The organism is Ruegeria sp. HKCCD7303, assembly GCF_013111185.1.
GTDB lineage: Bacteria > Pseudomonadota > Alphaproteobacteria > Rhodobacterales > Rhodobacteraceae > Ruegeria.
In genome coordinates this window covers 309451-329436 of record NZ_WVRE01000005.1, presented here as the reverse complement: position 1 = coordinate 329436, position 19986 = coordinate 309451, and the positions used below count along the sequence as shown (strand labels likewise).

Here is a 19986-nt window from a genome sequence, read left to right as displayed (position 1 = left end):
AACCGCGAACCTATCCGGAACAAAGTTGACGCCACTCGCTAAGAGCGGCGGCGCGAGTCAGCTTGAAGGTGTCTCGGCTGGCTAGCGATCTTTCCTGGTTGAAGTGGTTGTAGATGGAGGAATGGACGGCGGCGAACTTCTGCAAACTTCGCATGCGCCTGAAACGCTGCATCGCGCGTTCGCGTCGTCGAAACGGCAGGTGCGAGTTCTCGACGCGGTTGTTGAGCCACCTGCCCGTTTGCTGTTTTTCGAATGCACCCAGTTCTCTGAGCGCGGCTCTGTATGAGGCGAAGCGATCCGCGACGACATTTTCCGCTTTTCCGTGTCGCTTCATCAATTTCTTGAGGAATTTCAATGCTGCCTGCTTGTTTCGGCGTTTGGTAACAACGGCTTCCAGCACCTCGCCTTCGTGATCAACAGCCCGCCAAAGATAATTCCGCTTGCCATTTACCCTCACGAAAACCTCGTCCACGTGCCACTTCCATTTCGAGAATGCGTGCTGCTGCTGAACACGCTTTCGTCTGATCTCAGCAGTAAACATCGGGCCAAACCTGTTCCACCAATATCGGACAGTTTCGTGGCTCACGTCGATGCCTCGTGCGTGCAGCAGGTCTTCAACATTCCGAAGCGAGAGAGGGAAACGGATGTACAGCATCACCGCACGGCGGATGATCTCTGGTCTGGTTTTGAAGTACTTGAAAGAGGCCGGATTGGTCATGGGCAAAAACTACGCAACACCCCTGCCCCGCTCAACCAAAGTTCGTCTGACAAGACCCATTTTTTGAATACTAACTGCTAAGAATTTACCTTTGGTTCAAAGGCCGAATGGGCTTCAGGAGAAAAAGATTACGGCGATTTTGAGCGGTAGCTTTGGGCTCGATGCAAACGTTCGCACAGTTTCTGCGAAAGACCGCTTTGCGGACAAACCTGACGTTCGCTGAGGTCGTTCTCCAAATCTCGCCAAACTCGGGAGCCTAGGCCAAAGATCACAGTCAACCATAGCGACACGCTTAACAGACCGGTATCCGAAAAAAACAAGACCACTTATGGATCTGTGACACCAGTCTCGCTCAATGTTTCACCCGAAGCACTGCTAGGTTGGCTGATACCTAAAATAGTGCTTAGAGTGACGGCCACGTCCACCGTGGAGACAGGGCGGCTTACGCGAGTCGGCTTGATGCCTGGACCAGCAAAGATGATTGGAACATGCGTGTCATAGCGCCAAGGCGATCCGTGCATCACGGCAATTGGACCATCCTCAAAGAGAAAAGAATAAGGCGTTTGCACAACATAAATGTCGCCGGAGCGCGTTGGGTGATAATTTCGCCGGATCTGCTCCTCAAGGGTATGCCCTCGCTGTTCAGCAAGCGGTTCGGTTGGCATTGCAAGTTCAATGCCAGATGCAGCCATCAGTTTTTCGGCGATACGTTTTTCGATTACGCGCCGGTCGGTGCCCGATGCTTCAATCGCGACGTTGTCCAGATAAACGTAAGGACGAAAAAAGAATTGTATTGCGGATTCCACTCCGAACTCATCGGCGATCACCGAGTTCACATCCATCATCAATGCTTCGGTGGAGTTTCGGAGTGTCGAAAGCCCGGCTTCGGCCATCTCTTCTGGCGCTTCCGGCATCCCATGATCGGCAGAAAGCACGTAAAGCACATTCGCACGCCCAACCTCTCGATCCATAAACTCAAAGAAATCTGCCAATGTCTCATCCAAACAACGCACCATTTCTTCATTTTCTAGGCTAGATGCTCCGAAGAAATGGTTGGTTGCGTCTACACCTGAAAAACTGACGCTTAGGTAGTCGGGCCATTCGTCATCACCGAGCCCTTCCTCTTTGACCACGGTTTTCGCGAAGTCGGCCGTGATCCGGTCCCCATGCGGCGACAATAAAACCTGCGTGTAATAGAGCCCGTCGTCCGGAGTCCCATAGAAATGGGGGAAGGTGCGACCGAACGTGCCAAGGTTGGTTACAAAGGAGCGTTCCTTTCTTTCCATGAGGTAAGGCGCGTCTGAACACTCGGGCCACCACTCACTTTCGATCTTCGCGTCAGCGGGGCGTTTTGAATTCCAATCGAGAACCCAATCAGGATACGCATCGTAGTAAAATTCACTTGTTTCAAAGGCTCCTGTGGCCGCCGACAGCCAAAAAGCCTTTCCAGAATGTCCCGCCATTGCAACCGCCGAACGGTCTTTACCAGATACGGAAAAAACCTTAGATCGGCCCGCATTTGCTTTCACCAACTCGTCTCCAAACGTCGTCGCCAACAAGTTAACGGGAGAACGGCCCGAAGTCGCAGCAGCGGCTTGTGTCGGATCGACTTGATCAACGTTTCCGCCGAAGCCAGGAACTGGCAACATCGGGTAGTCCGGATCTTCAATATTATAACCCAATCGCTCTTCAGCCCTGTTGAACCAGGCATTGCCTATCATTCCATGTTCAGAGGGATGGGCTCCTGTCGCGAGGGTCGCGTGACCAACAATGGTTTCGGTGTTGGCGTGACGATGATGAGCGTCGGTATACCAGACTCCGCTTTCCATAAGTCTTTTAAAGCCGGCTTCGCCGAAGGAGGCCTCATAACGAGAAATCAAGTCTCCGCGCAGCCCATCAACTGTGATTTGCACAACAAGTCTGATGTCTTCCGTCGCACTGGCTGCCGTCGTGGAAATTGATAGGATGATGGTTGAGACTAACGCCAGTGATCGCTGCATTTATTACCTCATAGGACGACCTGATGCTCTGAATACCAGCATCAACGTCCACCGGCTACCTAAGGTCAGAAAAGATGATCTTTTAAACTTCTACTTTCGGACAAAGCAGCCTGAGGCTGATACTGCGAACTTCGCTACAACGCGCCAGCCAGATCGCAGATACGAACGCAGCTATGCAGTGTGATTTACCAAAAAGCAGCCATTAACGAGCTGCTATTCTCTCATCGTCCAAGCCGCGCTTTCGCTGTGCAACCGACTGGCTCCAAAGTCGCCGATACGGGAAAGTGCATAAGTTTTTGGAGACGCCCAGTTGGATAATTGGAATCGTGCACCTTTTGTCCTTGCGCGAGAATACTAGAGGCAGTTGCGAGTTAGTTTGCGCGCAAGCAATTCGATTAATGTCGAAATTGCACAGACCTGAGTATTGTTTCAGACATTGTGCGAAATAGCTTGCGCACACACGGCGCATAGAAAGTAGATTAACACCAATGGAAAATCAGGTGTGTTGCGTTCCGAACTCTAAGGGCACGTACAGTAAGGTTGCGACGCCTAATGTGGCGAAGGCGGAGGTGCCAAGATTTGAAGGGACATCGCTGATACCAAGTGGCATTCCAATAACTGGAACTGTGCGGCCGCTGATGCCTGACGACGGCGAGGAACTGCGCAAGGGGAAAGCAAAGCCCCTGAGAGAATTTCGGATCGGTGAAACAGCCGTCACGAACGCGCAGTTTCAAGAATTCGTCGAGGACACTGGATATGTGACCGAAGCCGAACGCATTGGTTGGTCCTTTGTTTTTTGGCTCAATGTGCCAAAGGGTATCGACAGCCCGCTTGGTGTGGAAGGCACCTAGTGGTGGCGACATATTGAAGGGGCAAACTGGCGCAATGTGAATGGACCGGGTACCTTTGAAACGGCTTGGTTCCCGGATCACCCTGTGGTTCAAGTTTCATGGAATGATGCGAGAGCGTACGCGCGCTGGGCCGGTGGCAGACTGCCGACAGAAGTCGAATGGGAACATGCGGCCCGTGGCGGCTTACAGGACGTAAAATACCCATGGGGAGACGAAGATCCAAACGATGATAACTTCTTCCCGTGCAATATATGGCAGGGAAAATTTCCGCGCCGAAATACAGTCGCCGATGGCTATGAAACAACAGCCCCAGCAGCCTCCTTTGAACCGAACGGATACGGTCTCTACAACGTCATTGGTAATGTCTGGGAATGGACTGCAGATCCTTTCCGAATTCCTTCCTTGAAGAAAAGCGTGCGCGAGAAAATGAGCCGAAAGAAAGGCTTCCGGCTTTTGAAAGGCGGATCCTTTCTTTGTCACGCGACCTATTGTTGGCGATATAGAATCGCAGCGCGTTCAGGAAACTCGCCAGATAGCGCCACGACCCACCAAGGGTTTCGTGTAGTGTTCGATGCCGGGAATTGAGAGGCAGCCGATCGCCGTTTTTATTCCCAATTGTGCCGGCAACACTTAGCCGTCGTTCGCTTCTCGCCGTTGAGCCTGTTGTTCCGTCCATCCGGCCTCGAGCAAGTGCCTGATGACCCCATTCGAAACGTTCTTATCCGGATAAAGGCGTTGCAATACAGCTCTCACAGGAAAAGCGGGAAAACCATCCCCTAATTCTGTCACATAGTTGTTTGCTTCCGCTTCTTCACCGTTGGCTTGATGCGACACAGCGAGATAAACGAGTGTCAGTGCGCTCACCGGTTCGCCTAGTCGGATGGCATTCTCAAACGCGGCAACTGCTTCTGAGTAGTTGCCATTGTGATAGCTCGCGACACCAAAAACATTAAGGTTTGCATGTTGCAGGCCTTGAGTATCTCTCTCTCGCTCGGGATCGGCGGCGCGGCGCGCTTCTTGATAATCACCTGCAAAGATTGAAATGACCCCGTGAAAATCCAGAACATTTCCGTCGTTTGGGCTCAACTCGGCCGACAGCCGCGATAGCTCGAACGCTTTTTTTATATCGCCGTCTGCAACTGCAACCCAAGCTAATCCTGACACGACCCAACCGTCTGTCGGGCTGATGGCCTGCGCTTTATCCGCCATCTGTTGAGCTTCCAAGAGCAAGTTTCTCTTTGCCGCACTATCGCCAACCAACATGGACTGCGTGGCAAGGCTGTGCGCAGCTCCTGCGTAACCGCACGCATAACCCGCATCCAAATCGACCGCCCGGTAGAACAGGCCGGTGGCCAAGTTTTGTTGCTCCGCATCCGCGATGGGAAACAGCAAGTTGCGACCCTGACGGCATAGGTTTTCAGCCTGAAGGCTAGCGCCGGAAAGATTGAGTAGCGCAACGCGTTCAGCTTCTGCTGACGAAGGCGGCGGTGATGTGACTTTGATGGCGTTCTGGATCGCATAAATGCCGATGCCCAATGTAACAGCCAAGGCAGCACCAGCCGAACCAAACTTTACGACATCTTTTCGTTGCACGATGCTGCCACCGAGGGTCTCATTGGCCGCAACCGTTGAAGTCTTATAATACTCGAATTTCGGTGCGTAACTGCCGGTGGGCATCTTAATGCGGATTTCGGCACCTGAACCTTCACCGGAATAATACTCCTCCAACAATCGTCGCAGTCGTCGGGCATCCACACGAACGACGTTTTCGCTGTAATCCTTGCTGGAGGGATCGCGCCCGTAGACATCCTGGGCGATCGTTTTTGCGCGTATGTCTTGGCCCCTACCGGAAAGTGTTTCCAAGGTGACATAGGACAGAAACGCGCTCAGCCGCTCAGATCGGCTCATTCGATCCGTTTTTAAGAATGTGGCAACCGCTCTGTTGATATCGCGGTCATCTACTGTTCTTGGGTCAGCCTTTGCCGCCATACCTTCCACCAAGCACTGGTTGACTTCCGTTTGACAGTCTCACGTTTCACCCCGTTTCACCGTGTAATGCGTAGAGTTCAATATTACTCTGTGTGAATGTGTGGCTGTCACTGCTATTGTCGTTTGAAAGGTAACTTAGTGAGCCACGACGTTATTGCAAAAACATTCTCGTTGGCCTCCGATGAATTGGCTCGGTTACGTCATGTTCATCCAGGTTTGGATGCGGCCTGCCACGACTTTGAAGAACTGACTGAACTTCAGACCTGCGCCATGAAAGACAGCGACACATGGGCAGCCAAACAAGCTCAACAAAGCCTTGAAGAGGTGAGGTTGGAAATTGAGCAAAAGCTGCGTGGGGTGAATACCTTCCACTCTACGACCAATAACTGATCCAAAATGGGAGAAAATCTTTGATATTCAAGCGAAATGTAAATCAATGGAGCCGCACTGCGCTGCGATCGAGTGCAGCACTGACCGTCGGTGCCGCAATGGCCTTTCCCACCGTTGCGCAAGAAGCTGCAGGCGAGATCGTGCATGATGCGGAGTTTTATGTTCTTGAGGCACAAAATGGTGCGCGTTGGGCTGCCGAAGACGAGCAACTGAAAGCGCGCCTTGCAGAACTTGAACAGCGCTTTGGCACGAAGCCCAACCTTATCCATATCATGTGGGACGATACAGCTTACGGCGATCTTGGCATCCCGGCAATTCAAGCCGTGAGGGGCTTAGACACGCCGAACATCAACGCACTTGCCGAAGAAGGCATGATGTTCACGCGCATGTACACCGAAGTGGGCTGCACACCCAGTCGGGCTGCTGCCGCCACAGGCCGGATGGCAATCCGGTCAGGTATGTACAACATCGGGATGCTGCAGGAGAGCCACGGTTTGCATGCTGATGAAGTGACGATGGCCGAAGTGCTTGGCGACGCCGGCTACAAAACTGCTTTCTACGGCAAGTGGCACCTTGGAGACATTGAACAAAGCTACCCGCACAATCAAGGCTTCGACGAGGCGCTCTTCACTGGCTACAACCAAATCCTGTCGCTCAACACTCGTGAGGCAGAGCAGGGCAACGCCTCCATCGGCTTGTTTGAGGACATGCTGGTAGAAAACCCCTACAAACTTGACGATACCTTCGTCACCAAGGACTGGGTGATGGTCGCCGAGGGCACCAAAGGTGGGGAAACTCTTCAATGGCGGGATAATACCACCGAAACCTACGAAATGATCGATGCCGAAGGGCTCGATCGTATGTTTGCCTTTATGGAAAGCAGTGTAGAAGATGGGGAACCGTTCTATGTGGCGAATTGGCCGATTATGGCGAACTTCATGCCGATCCGCCGCAAGTGCACACGCGCGCGCGCACTTTTGCAAAACGGGTTGCAATGCACAGTCGATCCGATGATCGCTGATATTCGTTCTAAGCTCGAAGAGCTGGGGATCGCCGAAAACACGCTGATTGTCGCGATGGCCGACAACGGGCCAATGTCGCACAACCCGCCTCCGGGCACCGGCTTCGCCGAAACAATCTTCCGTGGCGGCAAGGGTGATTTCCTTGAGGGTGGTGTTCGGGTTCCGGCTTTTGCAGTCTGGCCCGGCATGATCGAACCGGGTTCCTTGCCCGGCGACATGATCCATATCACTGATCTCTTCACAACCTTCGCAAGCCTTGGCGGCGCGATGGACAACATCCCAACGGATCGCGTGATCGATGGGTTGGATCAGACATCCCTGTTGCTGAATGGGGATGGCCACAGTCGGCGCGACTACACCTTCACCTATGCCGGGCCAATGCTGGGTGCGATTGTGAAAGGCGACTACAAGCGGCACTTCATTTCGCCCGACCCGGTTGGGGACGCCAGCGGCATTCCAGCGGCCTTCTACTTCCTGCCGTCCGATCCGCGCGAAGTACAGCCGATGCTGACCAATCTGATCCACCTCAAGCGACCGTTCAACCGGATGCGTCTACGCCACGATCTGTGGAAAGAACGTTATCCTGATCGTCCGGAAACGCACGGTATTCCGTGGACCGGTATCTCAAATGCGTCCGAGCAGTTGAAGCGCGAGCAGGACCCGCAATTGGTTCTCGGAGATTTGCCATTCGATCCGCTCGAGTACATTGAGCACTTGGACGAACTGCCCTTCGACCCGGCAGGTGATCCCAACTTGGGTGAATAAAAGGTACCCGCCCCGGCGCATTGGTGCGTCGGGGCTCCAGACGAAGTTACCTGAAATGTATCGACGCAAGTTTTTGCAATACGGCGCGACTGCGCTCGCGACACCTTGGATTGCGAAGGCACAAGCTGCCGATCTGCCAATCACAGTGTCCAGCTATCTGCTGGATCGCACGGCGGCACTCTTCGACGGACGAGTGCAAATCGAAGGCGTGAAAGCGACGTTTGTTCAGGATGCGATTGGTGACATGAACACGCGAGCGTTTTCCGGACAAGGTGATCGCGCAGTTACCGAGTTGGGACTGCACCCCTTTATGCTGGCACATGCGAATGATGACTTCAGGGGCTACGCGCTTTTGCCTATTCCTCTACTGCGCCAGTTCAGACACAAGAGTATTTTCGTCCGTGCAAGTGCAGGTATTGAAAAGCCGGAAGATCTCAAAGGTCGGCGCGTTGGAACGCCCGGATACTCTTCGACATCACTTACCTGGATCCGTGGAATCCTAGAAGACGAATACGGCATAGCACCATCAGACATGACTTGGGTGATCGCCAACAAGGACAGTTCTGCCGCTGAAGCCGGTGCAATTTCGGCGCAGGAGCAAGTCAATCCTGAAGGTGTTTCAATCGAGTCAGGCACCGCTGGGTTAGATGAATCCGAGTTACTGCTTACCGGGGAGGTGGATGCTTTGATCCATGCGGCAGCACCTGCGGCATTTATTGAAGGCGACCCGCGGGTCGTTCGACTCTTTGACGACACACGTGCCGTGGAACAGGACTACTTCCAACGCACAGGCATTTTCCCGATCATGCATGTGCTTGCGATCAGGCGGGATGTGGCAATTGAGCATCCGTGGCTCCCAAAGGCAGTATTCGACGCCTATGTCGAAGCGAAGCAAGTTGCATATCGTAAGCAAGATCGTCTCACATGGGTCACGGATATGCTTCCCTGGTACGCAGCCGAGGTCGAAGACACGCGGGCACTGATGGGACGCAACTATTATCCTTATGGGTTTGAGGCGAACCGCAAAACGTTCGAGACGATGTTTGCCTATTCGCATCGACAAGGGTTGGCGTCACGGGTACTCACGTCAGAGGAGGTGTTTCTCGGTTCTTCGCTGGGGTTTAACGATGTCTGAGCCGACGCCGCACAAGCAGACGCAGTGCTGGCAGACGAAAGGGTACCGTACTGCAGCCATTTCATCAGGCTCCCGAAACATCAAATAATAAAGGGCAAAATGAGATTTCATGGTATCCGTACGGGATCGATTTTGTTGATCTTTTCCGCAACGGCATCTGTATCAGAAACGGACGAGGAACTGGCGAAGCAACTAGCTAACCCTGTTGCCGCTTTGATTTCCGTACCATTCGAATACAAGTATGATGAAAACTTGGGATCAGATGGTCAAGGTACGCGAGACACATTCACCATAAAGCCCGTCATTCCATTCAGTCTGAACAATGAATGGAACCTTATCACGCGCACAATTATTCCGTACGTTGGTCTAGACGATGTCGCTCCTGGAGGCTCTGACAGAGGGGTTAGCGATATCCAAGCGAGTTTCTTTTTTTCTCCAAAGGAACCGACCCCTGCCGGGATCATCTGGGGGCTGGGCCCAATTTTACAAATACCGACTTCTTCCTCTAACGGCATCGGGCGAAACGAATGGGGGGCTGGCATTACAGGCCTCGCGCTCAAACAACCTGGTCCGTGGACAATTGGGTTACTCGCCAGTCACACATGGGACATCGCAAATGCGGAGACGGAGCAAAGCGATACGTTCCTCCAACCCTTTCTAAACTATACAACCCCAAATGCGTGGACTTTCGTAATTAACACTGAAAGTACGTACGATTGGGAAGAAGACGAATGGTCGGTCCCGATCAATCTACAAGTCAAAAAGGTGGTCGCATTCGGCGTGCGACGGATCAGTTTTTCGGCTGGCGTGAGAAAATGGGTTACTGCGCCTGACAACGGTCCTGAGGACTGGGGCGCCACAATTGGTGCAACGTTTCTCTTCCCAAAATGATCGGTGTAATACCTGCTAGTGTGAGGAACTCGTAAATGCTAATCGTACTTGGACTGTACTTCGGCCTGGCCTGGCTTGTGTTTTCCAAGCTCAAGCTCCTGCCGTGGAACGGATTTTTCAAAACCATCATTTATGGCGGCGCACTTATTATCGCCCTTGTAGTGATTGGAGCATTGAACCATACAACCCCCTCGGGTCCTGTCTCGGTTCAGAGCCCGGTCATCAACATTGCTCCGAATGTGGCGGGTCCGGTTGTCGAAGTCGCGGTCGAAGCCAACCAAAGCGTATCAGAAGGTGATGTGCTTTTCCGTATCGATGACACCACGCAGGCCGCAGAGGTTGCGCGCCTAAAGGCGTCTTTGGCCTCTGCTGAAGCGTCTGCTGATCAGCTCATTACCGATCTGCAAGCTTCGACGGCCGAGATCGCCTCGCTCAACGCTCAACTGGCTTTCGGAATACAACGACGCGATGACATAATTGAACTCACAACACGCGGCGCTTCGGCTGAATTTCAATTGCAAGAAGCGGTCTCTACGATCGAGCAATTAGAAGCGAATCTCCGCGCGGCCGAAGCCCGGAAAGCCAGTCTAGAGCGACGGATTGCAGCTCAGATTGATGGAGTGGATGTTGGCATTGTCGAAGTTCGAGAAGCCCTTGCGCAGGCGGAATGGGCGCTTAAACAAACCGTCGTCCGTGCGCCAGCCGATGGTATTGTAACGGGTTTGTCGCTGCGCGTGGGTAATCGCGTCACCACACTTCAGGGCGCGATTAACTTTGTCATCCCTGACGATCGGATATTAGTTGCTCGACTACCACAAGCAGCATTGGCAATGTTGTTGCAGGCGATACTGTTCGCGTAGCTTTAGGAACGCTGCCTGGGCACGAGTTTGATGCAGTTATTCTTTCCATTCCACCAGGAACGCGCGAGGGCTCTGTCGACGCAAGAGGCGGACTACCCAATCTGCGAGACTTGAGTGGCATATCGGATTACGTCGTGACCATGCGTGTACCGGAAAGTGTTCCGACGCAGAATGCCCGGCTCGGAGCTTCGGGCACAGCGCTTATCATCACCGAACAAGCGGGCGCCATTTCAGCCTTGGCTGAGATTCTGTTCTGGATCACAAAGCAGCTGAACTACATCTGAAAAGACTCTTATGTTTGAGACGCGCGGATGTCGAAGCACACCAGTTGAATAGCGGCATTGCTGGCTGGTTTAGCCTTGGCTTGTCTCGAAATCACTACAGCAGATGCGTCTGCGCGAGAGCTAGCTAGCACTTATAGATGTGAAGAAAAAGACAAGACGACTAGAGGCGTTCTACCTTCACTCAGTGCATTGCTGCCCTTCGCTACTGAACCAACTCAGGGGCCGGGAATACCCAGTCGCCATCGATCACGGCGCGTTTTGGCGAGTAAACACGTGCCGTGTAGTTCCAGCCGTCATATAGCGGCAAGTAATTGATCGCCTCTGGGTCACCACCGAAATGGATTGTGTAGCTACCGTCTTCATTGGGATCGGCTGTCACATTGCTGAACGTGTAGGCGTCGTATTCATTCTTCTCGAAGAAGCCGTCTTTGTTGTAGACCGACACCGACCAGAAGCCCTGCTCGTTGATTGGGGAACATCTTTAACGTTGAGAACATAGACTGTCTCACCGTCGTTCTTTTCCGGTGTCACACTCCAGTACATCGCGCCCCGTTCCGGATTGCCTCCCCAACCATAAGCCGCCCCAAGCAAGTGTTTGATCGGGTCGAGCTGCTCGACGCGACCAAAGTAACCCCGGAAGTCAGTGATTGATATGTTGCCCAACTCGTTGATCAGGCCGCGCACGGTCTCCCGACTTTGCTGATCCCAGTTCGGCAATTCGAGCGTTCCGGGATCATCCTGCCGTAAAGTAATTTGGTCTTGTAGCGCATGGGCTTTCTTCATGTCTTCCGGATCGCTCATGTTCGCGAAGGTGCGCACACAAACCCAAACATAGCGGGTCCCAGCCTTCTCCATGGTGATCAGGTAGTCACCGGGTTCTGTGACCGGATCGGCGATGGAGTGGTCCTGATTGACAACAAGGATCGATTGAAACCGATCAGGGCTTTCTGGATTAGTGATTATCACCGGCGCGGTCAGGTCGAACACAGCGAAGGAGTAGAGAGTATCGCGGTTCCCTCGGATTGTGACCTGTTCGCTCAGTTCGACCGGATACGGATCACGGTTGTGAGTAAACGTCCCGAACGCGCCTTTGTCGGCATAGCCGAGCATCTGATTGTCGCTTTCGGCTCGGACGAAGTTGAATACATCCACTTTGGTGACGTCTTCCGCAATCGCTGGCGCCACACCGGTAATGAAAATACCAGTGATTGCTGCAAGTTGTTGAAAGCGAGCATGCATGTTCTGAACCTCACGAGTGCTTTGGAATAAGCAAAGAATGAGCGATCAACAGTTGGCTTTGATTCATCGCAAACCTTAAAATAATTTTGAAACCGACACCTGACATCTGAGCAAATCCTTGGGATGTCGGCAATTTCGGCATTCCGCCAGTTTGTCGAGCGGACAGCATTGGTCAATATGAGCTCCATGCAGTTACTCGCTGCGCTTTGGTTGAATGGCTACTATGTGTGCAAAATTCGCCGAAGTTAGGACAATACCTTAACCAACTCAATTTTTGGTTCTTCTGACAAAACCTGGGCATCTAAGATGGCACTGGAACAAAGCTTTACTTATAGCTTTCGTAAATATGCCCAAGAGACAAATCCTTTTAGACCACGCGCACGTTGCACGGACACGCGGCACCAACGGGTGCCGCCGTTCTGCTCGCAACTGTGAACTCTTAAAGCGGTTCCATTTGGAAGGCCCACTATCACGTTGAACCCTATTCCCGGTCCTGCACGCAATTTCAGCATGTCTCCGTCTTCAACGCCAAAAACCTCGTATTGCCCAAGAGAAGCTGCCGTTGCGGATTGAATTAATAAAATGGTGCCTAGGAAAAATGCCACTAAGGGTAAGAGTATTGCACTTCGCATAACGTTAACCTGCCTGTTTCCACAACTGCAATCTTAGCGCCTCTGATCATCAAGCGTAACTCCCTGACCAAAGAATGCGCACGTTTGAACAAACCATTGAACTAAGATTCTTAAGTATGCCGAAGGTCAGGTTTGGGCTCAAAGCAGTCTTTCGCCGCGTAATGCATCAATGACCGCTGTGCGGACAAAGCTGTCACTAGGTGTCCTAGGATAAGGAGCTAGATCATCCAAGCTCAACTGTAAAACTAATCTGTGTTTCCCCGCTTTTGCCTATTAGGGCAAGGTCGATCTCCTGGGTTATTCCAAATGCTCAAGCATTGGCTTCAAGTTATGAAGATAGAAAAAGTACGGCTTGCTGACAGCGAACATTGGCGTTTTCCGCCATAAAATCAGTGATTTAATTAGCTTGCCTTGAACGGAGCTAGGCTCTCTTGAAACTGTTCGATGAACTCTAGCGTCACCAGTGACGGTTGCTTCAAAATCGGACGCACAAGGGAAAGCGTATGTGACAAGAGCGGTTTGAACGGTCGGTAGCTCAATCCGTTGTCTGCATATTGGACGGCATCCAACTCGCTGACCACGGAAATCCCAACACCTTTTACAGCCAATTCACAAGCTGCCGTAAACTGCCTGACTTCGATGTGGGAGTTGAGTTTGACGTTGGCGCTTTGAAACGCTTTTGAAAGTTTTCCAAAAAAGTCGCTGTCGCGCCTTGTGTGAATAATCTTGGCATTCGCAAGATCCGTAGGTGACACCTCGGAGAGTTCTTCCAATTCATGTCCGGTAGGAAACACGCAAACTGTACGGACATCGATGTCTCTGCTTTCGACGGCCGGATGCCCGTTAAAGCTGTCTGTGATTCCGAAATCATATTGCTCACCGATCATCCACTCGAGAATGCGTTCTGGTCTGTCAGGCTCGATCGTCATGGTCACACCTGGCCGATTTTGTAAAAAGGTGGCGATGACGTTGGGAAGGTGACTGGTGGCGAACCCGGGCAAACATGCGATTCGGATGTGTCCCGCTTTGCGTTGGGTTATGTCCTGACTAACGTCCGAGATCTGCTTCATCAATTCCAAAACGCGCTCTACGCTGGGTTGCAGATAACGCACCTCCTGCGAAGGAACTAAGCGACCTTCGCGGCGATCAAAAAGTTGAAAGCCAAGCGATTTTTCCAGATCAGAAAGCAGTCGGCTGACCGCAGGCTGGCTTATCCCAAGATCCTTAGCTGCAGCAGTGACCGACCCGTTTGAGGAAACTGCCATGAGCGCTTCCAATTGGCGGATTCTAAAAGTTTGACTCATGCTTTGAACCTGGTTCGTTGTTTGCTTAGTAATTTCATAACGTAGTGTTATGTTTTTTTCAAAAATTTAATGCTTGAATTATAAATTTGTAACGTTAACGTCGTGAAATCGTCATGTGTGCTGATTACGCGTTGCGGTCGGTATTCAACGAAGCATCAACACTGATGCATGGGAGGAATCATGAATAAGCAATTTCTCGGCGCTCTCGCCGTAACTACTGCGTTGTCCCCCGTGGCGGCGATGGCGCAAACTGAAGTTCAGTTCTGGCACGCTTTCACCGGTCGATTGGGTGAGCTTGTTAAAGCGCAAGTTGATGAGTTCAACGCCAGCCAGGATGAGTTCGTCGTGGTCGAAAGCCACAAAGGCAATTACTCGGAAACTCTGAACGCAGGTATTGCGGCTTTCCGCGCCGGCGAGCAACCCCACATTCTGATGGTTTTCGAAGTGGGTACGGCAACGATGATGTCGGCCGAAGGTGCGATCAAACCCGTCTATGAAGTGATGGCTGAAAGCGGTGCGTCGTTTGATCCTGACGCGTACATTGGCGCTGTCAAAGGTTACTACACTACAACGGACGGTGAAATGCTCTCTCTGCCTTTCAACTCGTCCACACCGGTTCTGTGGGTCAATCGCGATGCCTTCGAAGCGGCGGGTGTTGATCCGGACACAGATCTATCGACTTGGGAAAAGGTTGGCGACGTACTTGAGCAGCTTAAGGCTGGCGGCGAGGACTGCCCGCTGGTGACCGCATGGCAAAGCTGGATTCACCTCGAGAACCTGTCGGCCTATCACGACGTTCCGTTCGCATCGCAGGACAACGGTTTTGCCGGTCTGGATACCGAACTGATGCTGAACGGTCCAGCGCAGGTTGCACACCTGACAGCAATGGGTGACTGGGCCAAGGATGGCAAGTTCATCTACACCGGGCGCAGAAACGAAGGTGGTGCAAATTTCCGGGCCGGTGAATGCGCGTTGTTCACGGAAAGCTCGGCCGGTTACGCCGGTATCAGCTCTGAAGCTGAGTTTGAGTTCGACGTAAGGCCGCTGCCCTATTGGGAAGCAGTCACCAGTGAGCCGCAGAATACCATTATCGGCGGTGCATCCCTTTGGGTTATGGAAGGCCATGATCCCGAGGAATACAAGGGCGTTGGAGAGTTCCTAAGCTTCCTTTCCTCGTCGGACGTTCAGGCTGCTTGGCACCAAAATACCGGTTATCTTCCAATCACGGCCGAAGCGGGTGAAGCTACTCGTGCTGCAGGTTTTTATGATGAAAACCCGGGCACCGACATCGCGGTAATCCAGATGACTGCGAAGGAACCAACCGCAAACTCGAAAGGTCTGCGTCTGGGCTCGTTCGACCAAATTCGCGGCATCATCGACGAAGAGCTTGAGGCCGTCTGGTCCGGTGAAAAGACCGCTCAGGAAGCGATGGATAGCGCAAAAGAGCGCGGTGACGCACTGCTGCGCCGGTTCGAATCCGCCAATCAATAAGTCGTAAACTGATGCGGGCCTATTAAGGGCCCGCATTTTCTTTCTTCGGTGGATTATCAAGATGGAAAAACGCGTCACCTTCCGCGGCTGGCTTTTGCCATTGGCGCTGATCGCCCCTCAGGTCATCATTTCCGCCGTTTTCTTCTTTTACCCCGCAGGCCAGGCCGTTTGGCAGTCTCTGTTCATACCTGATCCCTTTGGGTTGTCGTCCCAATTCGTCGGGCTCGGCAACTTTGAGTTCCTTCTGAGCGACAAGTTCTACCGCGCCTCTTTTGTGACAACAGCGGTGTTTTCAACGCTCGTAACGCTGTGTTCAATGATCCCGGCCTTGTTTCTGGCGGTCATCGCAGATCGTCTAATCAAGGGATCGGGCGTCTACCGGACATTGCTGATTTGGCCCTACGCCGTCGCCCCCGCCGTGGCTGGTGTACTGTGGCTGTTCATGTTCAACACGCGCGTTGGTGTCGTGTCTTGGTACCTCGGCCAGCTTGGCTATGACTGGAACCACGTTCTGAACGGCACCGAGGCCATGGGGTTGGTGGTTGTAGCATCGGCTTGGGGGCGCATCAGTTATAACTTCCTGTTTTTTTTCGCAGCTCTGCAATCGGTTCCGCGGTCGGTGATCGAGGCTGCCGCGATCGACGGAGCGCGCTTCTGGCGCCGGTTCTTCACAATTGTACTGCCGCTGCTATCTCCGACGGCGTTTTTCCTGCTGGTGGTGAATGTCGTTTACGCTTTCTTTGAAACCTTTGGCGTTATCCACACCATCACAGGCGGAGGCCCACAACAGGCGACGACCATTCTGGTCTACAAGGTCTTCTCAGACGGCTTCGTCGGGCAGGATCTAGGTTCATCCTCGGCGCAGTCAGTCATTCTACTAATCGTGGTCGGCCTATTGACCGTCATCCAGTTCAAATATGTGGAAAAAAGGGTGCACTACTGATGGCCGCCCAACAACACGGTATGGTCGAAAAACGCGGGATGGGGATCTGGTTGACCCATGCGCTAATGATACTTGGCGTTCTGATCATCTTCTTTCCGATCTGGCTGGCATTTGTGGCCTCGACCGTTACCCAGCCGGAAATCGTGTCACCGCCGATGCCGTTGGTTCCGGGTGATCAGTTCTGGGAAAACTACAAGGCTGCATTGTTTTCTGGCGTGAATGTGCCTGTCGCCACGATGTTGTTCAACAGCCTCGTGATGGCCATTGGTATTGCGGTGGGTAAGATCATCATTTCATTGCTGTCAGCCTTTGCGATTGTCTATTTTCGATTTCCCGGTCGAACGACGTTCTTTTGGCTAATTTTCCTGACGCTGATGCTACCGGTCGAGGTTCGCATTGTTCCAACTTTTGAAGTTGTCGCCGGGTTCGGCATGCTCAACAGCTACTATGGGTTGATCTTCCCACTTATCGCCTCGGCCACGGCAACGTTCCTGTTCCGGCAATTCTTTCTGACAATTCCAGATGAACTGGCCGAAGCAGCTCGAGTCGACGGTGCCCGCCCGATGCGGTTTTTCATTGATATCGTTGTGCCCATGAGCAGGACCAATATCGCGGCGCTGTTCGTGATCCTGTTCATCTATGGCTGGAACCAATACCTTTGGCCGCTGCTCATCACCACCGACCCTGAAATGAACACCATTGTGATGGGCATCAAACAGATGTTCCCGTCCGGCGATGATGTGGCCGAGTGGCCGGTCATCATGGCTACATCAATTCTAGCAATGATCCCACCGGTCATAGTGGTGGTATCGATGCAAAAGCTCTTTGTCCGCGGCCTTGTCGATAGCGAGAAGTAAGAAATGGCAACAGTAACCCTAGAGAACGTCAAAAAGAGCTTTGGCCCAACGGACGTCATCCACGGCATCGATATCGATATTGCTGATGGTGAGTTCATCGTGATCGTCGGACCCTCGGGCTGCGGCAAGTCCACGCTGTTGCGGATGGTTGCGGGTCTAGAAACCGTGACCGATGGCGAAATCCGAATTGGAGAAGAACGAGCCAACGACAAAGAGCCGATGGATCGCGACATCGCGATGGTGTTCCAGAACTATGCACTCTATCCACACATGTCTGTGCGCCAGAATATGGGGTACGGCCTAAAGATCGCCGGTCTGCCCAAGAGCCAGATCGACGAGAAGGTGACTGAGGCTGCCAAGCTGTTGCAACTGGAACCCTTACTGGATCGCAAACCAAGACAACTTTCCGGCGGCCAGCGTCAGAGGGTGGCAATGGGTCGGGCTATTGTCCGCGAACCAGCAGTATTCCTGTTTGATGAACCGCTGTCGAACCTAGACGCTAAACTGCGTGTTCAGATGCGTCTGGAAATTCGTGAGCTTCAGGAGAAGCTGGGCATCACCTCGCTTTACGTAACCCACGATCAGGTCGAGGCGATGACGATGGCAGACAGGATGATCGTCATGAACGGCGGTATCGCCGAACAGATTGGAACTCCGCTGGAGGTGTACGAAACACCGAGAACATTGTTCGCGGCACAGTTCATTGGCAGCCCGGCGATGAATGTGTTTGATGCCCGGCGTGAGAACGGGACAGTCAAGATCGGTGAAATAGAAGTTGGCCCATCTGCGGGTCCCGATAACGCGTTGAAGCTGGGGATCCGCCCAGAGCACCTGTTGTTGGATGATAGTGGTCCGCTAGAAGCGGCGATCCAGATGGCGGAACCGTTAGGGGCCAACACTCTGTTACACGGTCAACTCGCGAGAGGCGGCGGAGCGATCACCATAAGCCTTCCGGGAGTTCATCCGATCGAGGACCGACATCCGAATATGCGGTTTTCGGTCGCCTCCGAGCACATGCATCTGTTTGACCAATCAACCGGGGAAAGGCTGGAAAGCTAATGGGGTTTCCGCAGGTCGAAGCATTTCGTGGTGGAAACAACCTGATCCGTGTTGTGGGACATCGAGGAGCAAGAGGCGTTTTGCCTGAAAACAGCATGATTGGTTTTGATTTCTCGCTGTCCATCGGCGTACCGCTTCTTGAATTTGATGTCGTTCTAACAGCTGATGACGTTCCGGTCATAACCCACAATCATCGTCTGCACGCATCTGGCTTTCGCGACACCAATGGCCTGTTTCTGACCGGTGAAGAGCCGAAAGTCTCATCTCTGACTTTCGAGCAAATCCAACAATTCGATATTGGACGGTTAGACGGGCATTCTGACTATGGCCAACGTTTCCCGGATCAGGCGCAACTGGACGGCGTTCGTGTTCCAAGGCTGATAGACTTGCTCGATTTGGTAGCCGAAGCAAAATACGGCGATGCCTATCTGATGCTCGAACTGAAATCGGATCCTGACCTGGCTCACGATGCGATTTTTCGAGAGAACTTTGTTGGGCGAGTTCTTCAGGAGGTTCGCGCCAAAGGTCTATCTACGCGCGCGGTTTTACACAGTTTTGACTGGAACCTTTTGGAAGAATGCCAGCGGCAGGCTCCGGACATGCCGTCTTCTTACCTTACGCAGCTTCCGGAAAACGAGGACGAAGTGGGCGAAGATTCCTCGAAAGCGGTTTGCCCAGACTTTCGCGGTCGCTGCGACGAAATCCCATTTTTGGTCAAGCAAGCCGGTGGTTCGCTTTGGTGCCCATATTATGCGGATGTGACAGCAGAAAATGTGGCCCTTGCAAAAGAGCTGGGCTTATGTGTCGCCGTTTGGACTGTCAATGAGCACGAAGAAATAAGCAGGATGATCGACCTGCGCGTGGATGCAATTGTATCTGACTACCCTGGGCGGGTTCAAAGGCATCTGTCGGATTTGGGCATGGGGTGGCATATCGATAACCAGTGAATTCTGCGTCGCTAATTGGTGACGTTTTTTTGTGTTTCTACCAGTCACAATCGGAAAGGATCGGTCACATCATCACTTCAACCTGCTGTGGAGGGCGAGAAGCATAGTGGCTCAGCGTACTAAACAAGTTGCAGCATTGCCTCTGCAGTTGTTCGGCGACCGCCTCAAGGTGCTCCTTATCACGTCGCGTGACACAGGGCGCTGGATCATGCCCAAGGGCTGGCCGATGGTCGGCGAGCAAGACTGGCGTGCGGCAGAAATTGAAGCGTTGGAGGAGGCTGGGGTGGAAGGTACAATTTCCCGCAAGCCGATCGGTGAGTTTGAGTACGCTAAGATTTTTAACGACGGTACCAGTGTCCTAGTGAAGGCCACCGTCTACCCGCTTTACGTCGATAAGGTGAAGCGCCGTTGGAAGGAAAGGCACGAAAGAAAAAGGCACTGGTTTTCACCGAAAGGAGCTGCGAAAGCACTCAAACAGCCAGAGCTGGAAGACTTGCTCTTAGACCTAAAAAACGACCCTAAAAAGAACAAATCAATTCGTGAATTGCTACCTTGAACCGATGCGTTGCAGTTTTTCCAGACTTAGGTCGATAGATACTTTGCTCTGAA

At 52.6% G+C, this 19986-nt stretch carries 19 protein-coding genes and 1 pseudogene; 13 read left to right on the top strand and 7 right to left on the bottom strand.

Going from position 1 to position 19986, the window contains the following annotated elements; translation table 11 throughout:
• Window positions 1-10 precede the first annotated feature (10 nt).
• Window positions 11-718, bottom strand: a complete 708-nt coding sequence (locus GS630_RS15270) for an IS6 family transposase (protein ID WP_171180486.1) — start codon at window positions 716-718, stop codon at window positions 11-13.
• Between the two features lie 326 nt (window positions 719-1044).
• Complete coding sequence (locus GS630_RS15265) at window positions 1045-2718, bottom strand: alkaline phosphatase family protein (RefSeq protein ID WP_171621490.1); 1674 nt, start codon at window positions 2716-2718, stop codon at window positions 1045-1047.
• A 488-nt stretch (window positions 2719-3206) separates the two neighbouring features.
• On the opposite strand from GS630_RS15265, the pseudogene GS630_RS22645 reads away from it, so the two are divergent.
• Window positions 3207-4154, top strand: a pseudogene (locus GS630_RS22645) (formylglycine-generating enzyme family protein).
• Between the two features lie 45 nt (window positions 4155-4199).
• Here the strand turns inward: GS630_RS22645 and GS630_RS15255 are convergent.
• Window positions 4200-5558, bottom strand: a complete 1359-nt coding sequence (locus GS630_RS15255; RefSeq protein WP_171238757.1) for a tetratricopeptide repeat protein — start codon at window positions 5556-5558, stop codon at window positions 4200-4202.
• A 138-nt stretch (window positions 5559-5696) separates the two neighbouring features.
• Between GS630_RS15255 and GS630_RS15250 the strand changes: the two genes are divergently transcribed.
• From GS630_RS15250 to GS630_RS15225, 6 genes are all read left to right on the top strand, one after another.
• Window positions 5697-5948, top strand: coding sequence for a hypothetical protein (locus tag GS630_RS15250; RefSeq protein WP_171621489.1), 252 nt, complete (start codon window positions 5697-5699; stop codon window positions 5946-5948).
• Window positions 5949-5968: 20 nt separating this feature from the next.
• Window positions 5969-7735, top strand: coding sequence for a sulfatase-like hydrolase/transferase (locus GS630_RS15245; RefSeq protein ID WP_171621488.1), 1767 nt, complete (start codon window positions 5969-5971; stop codon window positions 7733-7735).
• A 55-nt stretch (window positions 7736-7790) separates the two neighbouring features.
• The gene (locus tag GS630_RS15240; protein WP_171712107.1) at window positions 7791-8870 is read left to right on the top strand and encodes an ABC transporter substrate-binding protein; all 1080 of its coding nucleotides are present in this window, start codon (window positions 7791-7793) and stop codon (window positions 8868-8870) included.
• A 135-nt stretch (window positions 8871-9005) separates the two neighbouring features.
• Window positions 9006-9761 carry a transporter gene (locus tag GS630_RS15235; protein WP_253282849.1) on the top strand — a complete coding sequence of 252 codons (756 nt, stop codon included), beginning with the start codon at window positions 9006-9008 and terminating at the stop codon, window positions 9759-9761.
• 35 nt (window positions 9762-9796) lie between these two features.
• Complete coding sequence (locus GS630_RS15230) at window positions 9797-10621, top strand: HlyD family secretion protein (protein WP_171621418.1); 825 nt, start codon at window positions 9797-9799, stop codon at window positions 10619-10621.
• A 134-nt stretch (window positions 10622-10755) separates the two neighbouring features.
• Window positions 10756-10905 (top strand): hypothetical protein, encoded by a 150-nt coding sequence (locus tag GS630_RS15225; protein ID WP_171238753.1) that lies wholly within the window; start codon window positions 10756-10758, stop codon window positions 10903-10905.
• A 202-nt stretch (window positions 10906-11107) separates the two neighbouring features.
• Here GS630_RS15225 and GS630_RS22265 read toward each other — a convergent pair whose 3' ends face one another.
• The 4 genes from GS630_RS22265 to GS630_RS15210 all read right to left on the bottom strand — a co-directional run bounded on the left by GS630_RS22265 (window position 11108) and on the right by GS630_RS15210 (window position 14080).
• Window positions 11108-11350, bottom strand: coding sequence for a DUF1214 domain-containing protein (locus tag GS630_RS22265; RefSeq protein WP_371809147.1), 243 nt, complete (start codon window positions 11348-11350; stop codon window positions 11108-11110).
• Window positions 11281-12144 carry a DUF1254 domain-containing protein gene (locus GS630_RS15220; protein WP_216599090.1) on the bottom strand — a complete coding sequence of 288 codons (864 nt, stop codon included), beginning with the start codon at window positions 12142-12144 and terminating at the stop codon, window positions 11281-11283. The genes GS630_RS22265 and GS630_RS15220 overlap by 70 nt, the downstream gene beginning before the upstream one ends.
• A gap of 329 nt (window positions 12145-12473) precedes the next feature.
• Window positions 12474-12656, bottom strand: a complete 183-nt coding sequence (locus GS630_RS22640; RefSeq protein ID WP_371809170.1) for an SH3 domain-containing protein — start codon at window positions 12654-12656, stop codon at window positions 12474-12476.
• 521 nt (window positions 12657-13177) lie between these two features.
• Window positions 13178-14080, bottom strand: a complete 903-nt coding sequence (locus tag GS630_RS15210) for a LysR substrate-binding domain-containing protein (protein ID WP_171180517.1) — start codon at window positions 14078-14080, stop codon at window positions 13178-13180.
• A 180-nt stretch (window positions 14081-14260) separates the two neighbouring features.
• On the opposite strand from GS630_RS15210, the gene ugpB reads away from it, so the two are divergent.
• The 6 genes from ugpB to GS630_RS15180 all read left to right on the top strand — a co-directional run bounded on the left by ugpB (window position 14261) and on the right by GS630_RS15180 (window position 19933).
• Window positions 14261-15571: a sn-glycerol-3-phosphate ABC transporter substrate-binding protein UgpB gene (gene ugpB, locus GS630_RS15205; protein ID WP_171180519.1), complete on the top strand. Its 1311-nt coding sequence runs from the start codon at window positions 14261-14263 to the stop codon at window positions 15569-15571.
• A 61-nt stretch (window positions 15572-15632) separates the two neighbouring features.
• Window positions 15633-16514 carry a sn-glycerol-3-phosphate ABC transporter permease UgpA gene (gene ugpA, locus GS630_RS15200; RefSeq protein ID WP_155150415.1) on the top strand — a complete coding sequence of 294 codons (882 nt, stop codon included), beginning with the start codon at window positions 15633-15635 and terminating at the stop codon, window positions 16512-16514.
• A 20-nt stretch (window positions 16515-16534) separates the two neighbouring features.
• The gene (gene ugpE / locus GS630_RS15195) at window positions 16535-17371 is read left to right on the top strand and encodes a sn-glycerol-3-phosphate ABC transporter permease UgpE (protein ID WP_170353922.1); all 837 of its coding nucleotides are present in this window, start codon (window positions 16535-16537) and stop codon (window positions 17369-17371) included.
• A 3-nt stretch (window positions 17372-17374) separates the two neighbouring features.
• Window positions 17375-18430 (top strand): sn-glycerol-3-phosphate ABC transporter ATP-binding protein UgpC, encoded by a 1056-nt coding sequence (ugpC, locus tag GS630_RS15190; protein ID WP_171238751.1) that lies wholly within the window; start codon window positions 17375-17377, stop codon window positions 18428-18430.
• Window positions 18430-19377 carry a glycerophosphodiester phosphodiesterase family protein gene (locus GS630_RS15185; protein WP_171180523.1) on the top strand — a complete coding sequence of 316 codons (948 nt, stop codon included), beginning with the start codon at window positions 18430-18432 and terminating at the stop codon, window positions 19375-19377. The genes ugpC and GS630_RS15185 overlap by 1 nt, the downstream gene beginning before the upstream one ends.
• Before the next feature lie 106 nt (window positions 19378-19483).
• A complete protein-coding gene (locus GS630_RS15180) occupies window positions 19484-19933 on the top strand; it encodes an NUDIX domain-containing protein (protein WP_171621417.1) in 450 nt (149 codons plus the stop codon).
• The last annotated feature ends 53 nt before the right edge of the window (window positions 19934-19986 follow it).

What these genes read in the sequence shown, in the direction of transcription:
- GS630_RS15270 (WP_171180486.1), bottom strand. Translation starts at nt 718, where the DNA reads ATGACCAATCCGGCCTCTTTCAAGTACTTCAAAACCAGACCAGAGATC.
- GS630_RS15265 (WP_171621490.1), bottom strand. Translation starts at nt 2,718, where the DNA reads ATGCAGCGATCACTGGCGTTAGTCTCAACCATCATCCTATCAATTTCC.
- GS630_RS15255 (WP_171238757.1), bottom strand. Translation starts at nt 5,558, where the DNA reads ATGGCGGCAAAGGCTGACCCAAGAACAGTAGATGACCGCGATATCAAC.
- GS630_RS15240 (WP_171712107.1), top strand. Translation starts at nt 7,791, where the DNA reads ATGTATCGACGCAAGTTTTTGCAATACGGCGCGACTGCGCTCGCGACA.
- GS630_RS15230 (WP_171621418.1), top strand. Translation starts at nt 9,797, where the DNA reads ATGCTAATCGTACTTGGACTGTACTTCGGCCTGGCCTGGCTTGTGTTT.
- GS630_RS15220 (WP_216599090.1), bottom strand. Translation starts at nt 12,144, where the DNA reads ATGCATGCTCGCTTTCAACAACTTGCAGCAATCACTGGTATTTTCATT.
- GS630_RS22640 (WP_371809170.1), bottom strand. Translation starts at nt 12,656, where the DNA reads ATGCTGAAATTGCGTGCAGGACCGGGAATAGGGTTCAACGTGATAGTG.
- GS630_RS15210 (WP_171180517.1), bottom strand. Translation starts at nt 14,080, where the DNA reads ATGAGTCAAACTTTTAGAATCCGCCAATTGGAAGCGCTCATGGCAGTT.
- ugpB (WP_171180519.1), top strand. Translation starts at nt 14,261, where the DNA reads ATGAATAAGCAATTTCTCGGCGCTCTCGCCGTAACTACTGCGTTGTCC.
- ugpA (WP_155150415.1), top strand. Translation starts at nt 15,633, where the DNA reads ATGGAAAAACGCGTCACCTTCCGCGGCTGGCTTTTGCCATTGGCGCTG.
- ugpE (WP_170353922.1), top strand. Translation starts at nt 16,535, where the DNA reads ATGGTCGAAAAACGCGGGATGGGGATCTGGTTGACCCATGCGCTAATG.
- ugpC (WP_171238751.1), top strand. Translation starts at nt 17,375, where the DNA reads ATGGCAACAGTAACCCTAGAGAACGTCAAAAAGAGCTTTGGCCCAACG.
- GS630_RS15185 (WP_171180523.1), top strand. Translation starts at nt 18,430, where the DNA reads ATGGGGTTTCCGCAGGTCGAAGCATTTCGTGGTGGAAACAACCTGATC.